We start from the raw sequence: 9,643 nt of genomic DNA on the forward strand, positions 1-9,643 counted from the left end.
AAAATCTCCGATTTCACCGATAGGTTATTGCCCGAATGCTTCGCCCCTACAGGACGCGGGCCGATGAAGACGCGAGGTTTTGAACGACGATTCTCTCAAAATCTTGCACCTGTTTCGCGAGAAAAGCCCCAAAACCCTTACTTTGCCTAAATTTCACATTTATTCAGCAAGCCCTAAGTAGTTGGTTATAAATTTTCACAACTCGATCGCTACAACTATCCGGTCAAGAACTACAATAACCCTAGCATCTGTGTGAAAAAAGGCCTATCTATGCAACTTTCGCCCCAAGAAAAAGATAAATTACTCATTTTCACGGCGGCACTGCTCGCCGAAAGACGCAAAAATCGCGGTATCAAGTTAAATTATCCCGAAGCGATCGCCTATATTAGCGCCGCCATCCTCGAGGGTGCTAGGGAAGGTCGTAGCGTGGCTGAATTGATGAGTTACGGCACTACTTTATTAACTCGCGAGGAGGTAATGGAAGGTATCCCGGAAATGATTACGGAAGTACAGATCGAAGCGACTTTTCCCGATGGTACTAAATTAGTTACCGTTCACAATCCCATTCACTAACAGGAGATTTTTAGCAGTTATGATTCCGGGAGAAATTATCACACCATCCGGGGCGATCGAGATTAATGTCGGTCGCGACACCCTGCGTATTTCTGTGGCTAATACAGGCGATCGACCCATTCAAGTGGGTTCCCACTATCATTTTTATGAAGTTAATCAGGCCCTGGAGTTCCAGCGCGAATTAACCAAAGGAACCCATCTGAATATTCCTGCGGGTACATCAGTTCGATTTGAACCGGGAGACACGAAAGAGGTGGAATTAGTTACCATCGCGGGAACTGAAGAAATTTATGGCTTTAATGGTTTAATTAATGGTTCCCTCAAGGGCAAGAAAAAGAAAAAGTAAGGCCTTAACGGAAAAATTATCACAGTTCGATCGCTCAATTATGGTAAAATCAAGGCAACGATAACTAATTCTTTCCAAGACTATGACGACGGTAAAAATTGGCATCATTGGCGGCAGTGGTTTGTATAAAATGGATGCCCTCAAGGATGTGCGGGAAGTATCCCTCGATACTCCTTTTGGTTCTCCTTCCGATGCTTTAATTCTCGGTACTTTAGAGGGAACAGAAGTCGCCTTTTTAGCGCGTCATGGCAGAAATCACCATTTTTTACCGACCGAATTACCCTTTCGCGCTAATATTCACGCTCTCAAACAATTAGGGGTTGAATATATTATTTCCGCTTCGGCCGTTGGTTCCCTAAAAGCCGAAGTTAAACCCCTAGATTTAGTCATTCCCGATCAATTTATTGACAGAACTAAAGAGAGAATAGCGACTTTTTTTGGGGAAGGAATTGTTGCTCACGTTGCCTTTGGTGATCCCATTTGTCCCCAATTAGCCGAAATTTTAGGGGATGCCGTCGCTAGTTTAAACCTACCGGAAGTTATCTTGCATCGCGGCGGTACATACCTCTGTATGGAAGGGCCGGCTTTTTCTACTAAAGCGGAATCAAATCTCTATAGAAGTTGGGGGGCAACCGTGATCGGTATGACCAATTTAACCGAGGCCAAATTAGCCCGAGAAGCGGAAATTGCCTACGCTACCTTAGCCCTAGTTACCGATTACGATTGTTGGCATCCCGACCACGATCATGTCACGGTAGAAATGGTGATCGAAAATCTACACCATAACGCTATTAATGCCCAAAAAGTTATCCAAGAAACGGTGCGCCGTCTGGTAGCTAATCCTCCCGTTTCCGCCGCTCATTCTGCCCTTAAATACGCTATTCTTACCCGTCTAGATTCTGTTCCCGTCGCCACTAAAGAAAAATTAGCTCTCTTTTTGAAAAAATATCTTGAATAAATAGAGAAATAAGAGCGGAGAAAAGTCGCCGATGAATCTAGAAATGGGTCATTTTTCTCGCTGTTATCCAGACGATCAATTTGACCCAAATTCTAGGTTATCTCTAGCTTAACTAGCTAGATATTCTCTAATGTTAGCCCTGCGTTTTCTTAATTTAGCGATCGCTTCTCGTTCGATCTGACGCACGCGTTCACGACTGATATTGAGTCGAACGCCAATTTTTGCTAAGGTGAGGGGCTGCCCATTATCTAAACCAAAACGCAGACAAATCACTTCTTTTTGTTGAGGGGTGAGGTCTGCCATCAGTTTTTCCAAATCCACTTGGAGGGAAGAATAGGCAGTGTAATCTTCGGGGGAAAGTCCCGTATCTTCCAAGAGTTCCCCTAATTCCGTGTCTTGATTGTCCCCCACCTTTAAGTCAAGGGAAAGGGGTTGACGGGACCTTTCCAAGTAATCTCGTACCTGTTTGGGAGTTAGGTCTAATTCCTCGGCTAATTCGGCAATGGTGGCAGCGCGACCTTTATCTTGAGCTAGTTGACGCTGGGCTTTTTTGATTTTATTCAGTTTTTCGGTGATGTGGATGGGCAGACGGATGGTGCGACTTTTTTCTGCGATCGCCCGGGTGATGGCTTGGCGAATCCACCAATAAGCATAGGTGGAGAAGCGATAGCCTTTGGTGGGATCGAATTTTTCCACACCTCTTTGCATCCCAATCGTTCCCTCTTGGATGAGGTCTAATAGATCTAGATTGCGTTTTAGGTATTTTTTAGCGACGGAAACCACTAGACGCAGGTTCGCTTCTACCATCTTGCGTTTGGCGAAATCCCCTGCCCCCAATTCTCGACGCAGTTGTTCTTCACTAATTTCCGCCGCTTCTGACCATTGGCGATCGCTGGGTTCCCTGCCGAGTTTAGCCCTTAGGGATTCCTTGATTTTTTCGAGAAAAATTAATCTTTGCACCTGTTTCGCGTAGAGAATTTCTTCTTCATGGGTGAGAAGGGGAACTCGGCCAATTTCTCTGAGATAGGCGCGAACTGGATCGGTGGGGTTTTTCGAGGTTTTCATGAGTGCGCGTCGGTTGAGGGTTGATATTCAGGGATTGATGGCGTTTTTCAGATCGCTTCCCCAGGGGCAGTTAAGGAGATGCTATCAGGGTTTTTTCTAGTTTTGTAAAGAGATTAGTAAGTGATCACTCAAGGATATAGAGAAATCTAATTGAAGATTTAATTGCCTCTATAGTTCTTTTTTTGGCTATATATAGAGTTTATGGGCATAAATGGCAAGTAGTAAGAACCTTGGTTGTTTAACCAATATTACAACAATCATTAAATATTGTAAAGTTTATGAGAAAAAAAAATTATCCCTATCAGGAACGCACCGATGAAGAGGAGGTTTGAGTATCCCTACTCATAGATTACCCAAAGGTTTCCAATCAGGATGCAATCTAGATGACAAAATGAGCAATTTTCTCAGATAGCGATCGCAGGGCGATCGGTGAGGGGTTTGTACTAAAATGTCCAATAGGCAGTTTAAATACAGAAAGCTGATATTTTCTAGCAAATCTCTTGATTGTCAGCCCTTGGCTGGCAAAAAAGCAGTAAAAAAATCACAAAAATCCGCTGAGATGTCTTGGGAAGACATCAATTAGGGTCTGCTGAAAAAGTCGCTCAGGGAATTAAGCTAAACGGCTTTTACTTCGGATCACCGATATAGACTCCAAAAGGGTTATAGCTATTGGATCATGCAGGTTAAGCGCCGTTTAGCTTATGTGATATTGTCTGGCAATTTTCACTGGTATCGAACGCCTCCATGGTTCCGCTCCCCGCACCTTCCCCACCGGTGCGTTGCTGGGGGTGGGGAATGACGCTTAAATGCTATTTTGGTTTAGTTTGGACGCTAATAGGGCCATTAACGCTGGTTTGACAGGCTAAACGATAATTTTCGGGTTTTTTCTTCAGACAGCGCTGTTCAAAGTCGGTTTTGGCCGAGAGATTTTCCATCCCCTCGACAATTGCCACTATACAAGTACCACACTGACCGTAACCGCCACAATTCATCAATTTACCGCCAAAAGTGTAGATATCAACGCCATTCTGGATTGCTTTCTCTCGTAAATTCGCTCCATCTGCCGCTACCACGATCTTATTCTCTTTGACGAAGTTGATGTTACCCATGACTGTGTTACCCTAAATTTTTGCAAATTAATATTAAAAAATATTAAATTTTTTTGATTGTAACATTTTTGGCTCGCTGTTCTAAATATTCGGCGATGCCAATAGCGATCGCTTTTTTGCCGATAAATTTCCCCAATGCCGCTTTTGTGACCAAATAAGCCACCTGTTCCCCTTGATCGCCCTTTTCCTCACCCCTATTAGCAATGACGGCCTGATAGCCCTTTTCTAGGCGTTTACGGGCGATTTCCAGTAACTCCTCCTGACTGACTCCTTCCTGATACTTGAAAGTCACCATCTCTAAATCGGGAAATTTTTCTCTCACCTTGTCAATCACTTTTTCCGTCGGCACAAAATTAAGATTTAACTGCCCACCACTGGGAATTTTGCCGTAAAAAGGGCTTTCTAAGCGATAATCTGCCACTGCTGCCGAAAAAATCCCAAATTTATAATCTTTACTCTCTAATTCTCCCATAACCTTCCCTAGATACTCGTCATAAGTTTCAATAATTTCATGGGGTAAATAAGCGGGAGGTGTATAGCTGCCGCGTCCGTGGATTAATTGCACCTTTGCCCCGCGCAGGTACAATTCTTCTGCAATAGCGACTCCTAATTGTCCGGTAAAACGATTGGTTAAACGACGAATATTATCGATAATAACGGGTGTGGGTCCACCAGTGACTAAAATCGGCATATTTTTCAGTACAGAATTACTGAGAATCCCACAGGCTGCCACGGTGATCTCTTTTTCCCCGGGGAGATTGTGCTTACCGTAATCATCCCGGGGTGACATAATCTGGACTCCCCAGCGATCGAGAGTTTGCAAAGATTCGCTCAGAATAGCATTATGTAAACTGCCGTGCATGGTGGGGACAAGCAGAATTTTAGTTTTTCCCTTTTCCTGTCGTCCCAAGGCCGAGGCCAAGCATGAAGTGATCACTCCGTCAGCGATTCCGTAACGAAACTTATTAATCGTGTTATAGGTAGCGGGGGCGACTAAATAAAGATCAAAGGGAGATTGATCGCTTAAATGTTCTGCTTTTGCCGTTAATTGGCTAATTACGGGATTAACCGTACTCCATTCCAAAGCTTCCTTAGTGACGTATCTTAAAGCTTCTTCCGAGACAAAAGCCACGACTGTAGCCCCGAATTTCCGCAAAGATCGGGCAATTAGCGGCGCTTTCATGGCCGCAATCCCTCCTGTCACCAGTAAAGCAATACGTTTACCCCAGAGATGATGACTTTCTAAGGGTACTTCGCGATCGCTTAATGGCGAATCCGTCGGAGAGGAGAAATTCCAAGTCATAAATTTGGGAGATGGGGAGTGGGGAGTGGGGAGTGGGGAGTGGGGAGTGGGGAGACCACTGCGTGCGCGTTGCGGGGGGAGACCACTTCGTGCGCGTTGCGGGGGGAGATGGGGAAATTTCAACCATACTCAACACCCCAAAACCCCAAAACCCCAAAACCCTAAAATCTCCATACCCAACACCTTACTAACTGATAACTGATCACTGATTCGGTTATCCCTATTCAAGATTTGTCTATCCCTGAGGGAGAAACTGGTTATCCTAGTAAATAAAGGGTTGCTTCGGTGTTCTTATGATTGACAAAATTTTAACTAAAGTTCGATCGCTTGCCAAGCCGCTATTAGTTCTAGGATTAGTGACAACGCTGATTTTCGGTCATATTCCCAGTGCTTTAGCGGCATCGGGGGGTAGAATGGGGGGCGGTAGTTTTCGCGCCCCTAGTCGCAGTATTAGCCCTTCTAGAGGTGGTGGTTACAGTTCCCCCGGTTACGGTGGAGGTATTGGTTTTCCCTTCCTCTTGCCCTTCTTTTGGGGTGGTGGTGGCGGTGGCTTAATTTCTCTGTTAATCTTTTTTGCTATTGCCAATTTCCTCGTTAATGCTTTCCGTAATGGTGGAGGCAGTGATGAGAATGGTATGACGATAGAATCTGGTTATGAAACCGTCTCCGTGGCTAAAGTACAGGTGGGTTTGTTGGCTAATGCCCGTTATCTGCAACAAGAATTAAATCAAATCGCCCTAACTGTGGATACTAGCACCTCCGAGGGGCGCGTCGATGTCTTACAAGAATCCGCCCTCGCCCTGTTGCGTCATCCGGAATACTGGGTTTATGGTAACGTCGATTGCCAACAAACCAGCCTCAGCAGTGCAGAAGCGAAGTTTAATCAGTGGTCTCTCAACGAACGCGGTAAACTAACGGCGGAAACCTTAACTAATTACAATAATCAACTGCGTCAAGGTTCTCAAGAAAATATTTTACCCGAATCGGCTGGAGAATTAGCTAAAACTGCACCGGAAGGCTATATTTTGGTGACTATTTTAGCCGGCATTGTTGGTAAATTTTCTCTAGCCAAAATTAATGATTCCCAAGACTTGAAACAAGCCCTGCAACAAATTGGTAGTATGGGAGGCGATCGACTTTTAGCGGTAGAAGTGATTTGGACTCCTCAAAGCGAGGGTGATATTCTCAGTCAAGACGACATTCTCGCTAATTATCCCGATCTGAAATTGGTGTAATTTGTCGGGGTATAATACCAGATATTGCCCAAAATCTCCCTTTTGCAGGGAGATTTTTTGATTATTAAGGAATTGCTGCCATTAACAATATAATTCCTGAATCCACTGCCATTCTTGGGCTAATCCTTCGGCTAAAGAGACTTGGGGATTATAACCTAGAATAGTACGGGCTTTGGTGACATCGGCGGCGGTGTGACGGGCATCTCCCCGGGCGAGTCCTTGATGCGATCGCTCGATAGGTTTACCGATGACTTTTTCCATGGTATCCAAGACATCCAACAATACCACGCGACTACCACCACCAATATTAAACACCTCCCCCACCGCTTCCGGCACTAGGGCAGCGGCTAAATTAGCGGCTACAGCATCGCTAATAAAGGTAAAATCGCGGGTTTGTTTGCCATCTCCGTAGATGCCGATGGGTTTACCTGCGATCGCTGCTTGAAAAAACTTATGGAAAGCCATATCGGGACGTTGCCGCGGTCCATAAACGGTGAAATAACGCAAGGCAGTGACGGGAACGTTAAAATTCTGGTGATATAGCCAACAGAGTCTTTCTGCCGCTAATTTGGTGATGCCGTAGGGTGAAACTGGTTGGGGACAAAGGGTTTCGGGAGTCGGCATCGTTTCCGCATTGCCATACACCGAGGAAGTGGAAGCAAAAACCATCCGTTGTAAAGAAGGGGTTTCCTTAGCGGCCTCAAGAATAATTTGAGTGGCATTTATATTCCTTTCGGTATATTGACGAAATCCATCACCCCAGCTTGCTCTGACTCCTGCTTGGGCTGCCTGATGGAATAATACTTCTACTCCTTGCAACAGTTGTCGCCAGTCAAGGGCTTGTATATCCGCTTCAATTAACTGAAATTCGGGATATTTTGCTAGAATATGGGCATTTTTGCGCTTTAAACTGGGGTCGTAATAATCGTTAAATTGATCGATACCGATCACCTGATCTCCTTGTTCTAAAAGCTTTTGTGCCAAGTTAGAACCGATAAAACCCGCGACACCAGTAACAATATGAGTAGCCATTTAATCCTAGTCGTTGATATTTTGTCTCGATTGTAAGCTAAGACGCATTTAAACCGCTTATTCTTAGATTAGCAGAATCTCCCCCAACCCCCAGGGTAATCGCATATTGATAGAGTTCTCAAATTCCGAGGAGTTAGGTCTAAAATTCGATGGCCAACTCAGGCTTTGACCTGCACAAGGCTCCGGAATCTCTGGTTTTGCCAGTCATTATGGCCTAACAAACCCCGAACTGACCTTATCTACTCAGTTCCTTAAAGTCCCAAAACTCCTCATCAACTACAGGATTAACATCTACCTCCTCTCGCTGTCAACGGCACTGGCGGCTAAGATTTTCACCATCAAATCATTGTTCATGCTTGCCGGATACCGTTTCATCAGAATTTTTGGCCGTTTTCCCATCTATAGGGATTAGTTCTAGGTTCAATTTCTCGGTGATTTCCCCTATCCAAGAGCCGGAATCCTGACTGTAATTGCTTGGGTTCTAGTATCCTTAGCACTCTGCCAAAGGTATCGTGGGAAGGTATCCCCTTCGGTAGGTCTAAAAATGTTTCCAACCAAGATTGCTTGGCTTGACCGTAGGCTTCTATGGCGGCAAACCCATCGGCACCAGTTAAGACTGCCAAGATAGCTATGGTAATTATCGATACTAGGCTAGGATTGCGCCCCCTGTCCGCTCTGGGGTCTTCTAGATGCTGAAAATGTTTCAAGACAATGTTTCTTAAGAGCTTTGCCTCTCGCTCTTGCTTGGGGTTTAAAACTAGGAGACCAAAACCGGATGCCCTGCTCAACTGCTACACCATGTAACTTTTTGCTTCCTCTCAGATTAACTCCTGTCAGTTCGCCCTGATAGGCGCGACATTCAGTCACCTCTGTCTGTTATATTTTATACAAAACGACGTGCGATTACCCTGTCCAGCTTGTTTCAAAACTGCATTAGCAGTATGGCGTGATTTAATAGTATTATCAACTACAAATCTTCTTTCTGTCAGAGGACTATACCAAATTTCATGATCTCCTTTCCCTTGACGTTCAAAATAACATCCGGCTGCTGAAAGTAGTTTTTTTAATGCAGTTGTTAAAGAAGTAGCCATCTAAACAGCGCACTCAATTGATTCTTGACGATGACTAATTAGTTCAAAAGTTATCGATGCTTGAGGTTCAATGGTAATTAGATGATTGAGTTGTAATAATTCTGGAATTATCTGTCGTAATTTAGCTGTTAAAGCTGCGATGGTATCAGCTTCGGTGACTAATCCCGGAATATCTTCACTCTCTGCTACCCACACTTGCGCCTCTCGATCCCAAAATGCTTCTACTTGGTACGGTTTTTGATTCATGATTATTTAGTTCAATTGAGTAGAATTAGCTGATATATCAATTAAGATTATACAGTGCGATCGCATTTCTGACAACCCTACCACCAATCCCCAACTCTTGATGATCGCCGACGAATCGCTTTGAAGGTTCTCGCAATAAGACTCAAATTAAAGGTTTATGGAAAGATGTTGTGATCAGTGATGACGATTTAGAAGAAGCTAAAAAAGCAGTTTTTCGAGATTAGTTTACATTTCATTTTTATAACAAACGCTATAGTTCTCGTCAATGATCTTTTTAAGAGTTTAAATCTTTAAAGGGATTGATAATCTGTAAGCTATTATTGATAATTAAACCATCTTGCATATCTTCTGAGTAGAGAATAGTTGCATCGCCTAAAACTGCACTAGCAACAATCAGGCTATCCCAAAATGAAATTAAGTAGCGATCTCGTAATTTCACGGCATACTCAAGCGTTTCGAGGGAGACAGGTAAGATTTCACACCCTTGGGTCAATTCTTCAAGTAGATTTTGGATCTGTAAATTATTAAACCCTGCTTTGCGGATTAAATTTGAGCAAACCCTGACTGACGGACACATTTTTCAATACAAAGACAAGTACTGTTATGTGAAAGCCTCAAACTCCTGAATAAAAGAAAAGGTAATTTTGCCATAATAATCCTGACGAGCTTTGCGAGAAGCCAAACA

Annotated in this window: 12 protein-coding genes; 4 read left to right on the plus strand and 8 right to left on the minus strand. The window is 44.0% G+C overall.

Features of this window, described 5'->3' with window-relative positions; all coding sequences use genetic code 11:
- Positions 1–270: 270 nt before the first annotated feature.
- The 3 genes from ureA to IM477_RS07675 all read left to right on the plus strand — a co-directional run bounded on the left by ureA (position 271) and on the right by IM477_RS07675 (position 1,877).
- Entirely contained in the window at positions 271–573 is a 303-nt protein-coding gene (gene ureA / locus IM477_RS07665; RefSeq protein ID WP_002738360.1) for an urease subunit gamma, read from the plus strand.
- A gap of 19 nt (positions 574–592) precedes the next feature.
- Positions 593–919 carry an urease subunit beta gene (locus tag IM477_RS07670; protein ID WP_002738732.1) on the plus strand — a complete coding sequence of 109 codons (327 nt, stop codon included), beginning with the start codon at positions 593–595 and terminating at the stop codon, positions 917–919.
- A gap of 82 nt (positions 920–1,001) precedes the next feature.
- Positions 1,002–1,877, plus strand: a complete 876-nt coding sequence (locus IM477_RS07675; RefSeq protein WP_287731205.1) for an S-methyl-5'-thioadenosine phosphorylase — start codon at positions 1,002–1,004, stop codon at positions 1,875–1,877.
- Between the two features lie 108 nt (positions 1,878–1,985).
- Here IM477_RS07675 and IM477_RS07680 read toward each other — a convergent pair whose 3' ends face one another.
- From IM477_RS07680 to IM477_RS07690, 3 genes are all read right to left on the minus strand, one after another.
- Positions 1,986–2,942: an RNA polymerase sigma factor, RpoD/SigA family gene (locus IM477_RS07680; RefSeq protein ID WP_287731207.1), complete on the minus strand. Its 957-nt coding sequence runs from the start codon at positions 2,940–2,942 to the stop codon at positions 1,986–1,988.
- An 809-nt stretch (positions 2,943–3,751) separates the two neighbouring features.
- Positions 3,752–4,051 (minus strand): 2Fe-2S iron-sulfur cluster-binding protein, encoded by a 300-nt coding sequence (locus IM477_RS07685; protein ID WP_002761301.1) that lies wholly within the window; start codon positions 4,049–4,051, stop codon positions 3,752–3,754.
- A 43-nt stretch (positions 4,052–4,094) separates the two neighbouring features.
- Positions 4,095–5,354 (minus strand): phosphopantothenoylcysteine decarboxylase domain-containing protein, encoded by a 1,260-nt coding sequence (locus IM477_RS07690; RefSeq protein ID WP_287731209.1) that lies wholly within the window; start codon positions 5,352–5,354, stop codon positions 4,095–4,097.
- A 293-nt stretch (positions 5,355–5,647) separates the two neighbouring features.
- Between IM477_RS07690 and IM477_RS07695 the strand changes: the two genes are divergently transcribed.
- Positions 5,648–6,589, plus strand: a complete 942-nt coding sequence (locus IM477_RS07695; RefSeq protein WP_287731211.1) for a DUF1517 domain-containing protein — start codon at positions 5,648–5,650, stop codon at positions 6,587–6,589.
- Between the two features lie 81 nt (positions 6,590–6,670).
- On the opposite strand, the gene IM477_RS07700 is transcribed toward IM477_RS07695, so the two are convergent.
- The 5 genes from IM477_RS07700 to IM477_RS07720 all read right to left on the minus strand — a co-directional run bounded on the left by IM477_RS07700 (position 6,671) and on the right by IM477_RS07720 (position 9,535).
- A complete protein-coding gene (locus tag IM477_RS07700; RefSeq protein ID WP_287731213.1) occupies positions 6,671–7,621 on the minus strand; it encodes an NAD-dependent epimerase/dehydratase family protein in 951 nt (316 codons plus the stop codon).
- Positions 7,622–7,995: 374 nt separating this feature from the next.
- Entirely contained in the window at positions 7,996–8,328 is a 333-nt protein-coding gene (locus IM477_RS07705) for a transposase family protein (protein ID WP_287731215.1), read from the minus strand.
- A 156-nt stretch (positions 8,329–8,484) separates the two neighbouring features.
- Positions 8,485–8,712, minus strand: coding sequence for a type II toxin-antitoxin system HicA family toxin (locus tag IM477_RS07710; protein ID WP_147073406.1), 228 nt, complete (start codon positions 8,710–8,712; stop codon positions 8,485–8,487).
- Positions 8,713–8,958 carry a DUF1902 domain-containing protein gene (locus tag IM477_RS07715; protein WP_287731218.1) on the minus strand — a complete coding sequence of 82 codons (246 nt, stop codon included), beginning with the start codon at positions 8,956–8,958 and terminating at the stop codon, positions 8,713–8,715.
- Positions 8,959–9,232: 274 nt separating this feature from the next.
- Complete coding sequence (locus IM477_RS07720) at positions 9,233–9,535, minus strand: PIN domain-containing protein (RefSeq protein WP_287731220.1); 303 nt, start codon at positions 9,533–9,535, stop codon at positions 9,233–9,235.
- Between the last annotated feature and the right edge of the window lie 108 nt (positions 9,536–9,643).

This window comes from Microcystis sp. M090S1 (assembly GCF_020246295.1).
Lineage (GTDB): Bacteria > Cyanobacteriota > Cyanobacteriia > Cyanobacteriales > Microcystaceae > Microcystis > Microcystis aeruginosa.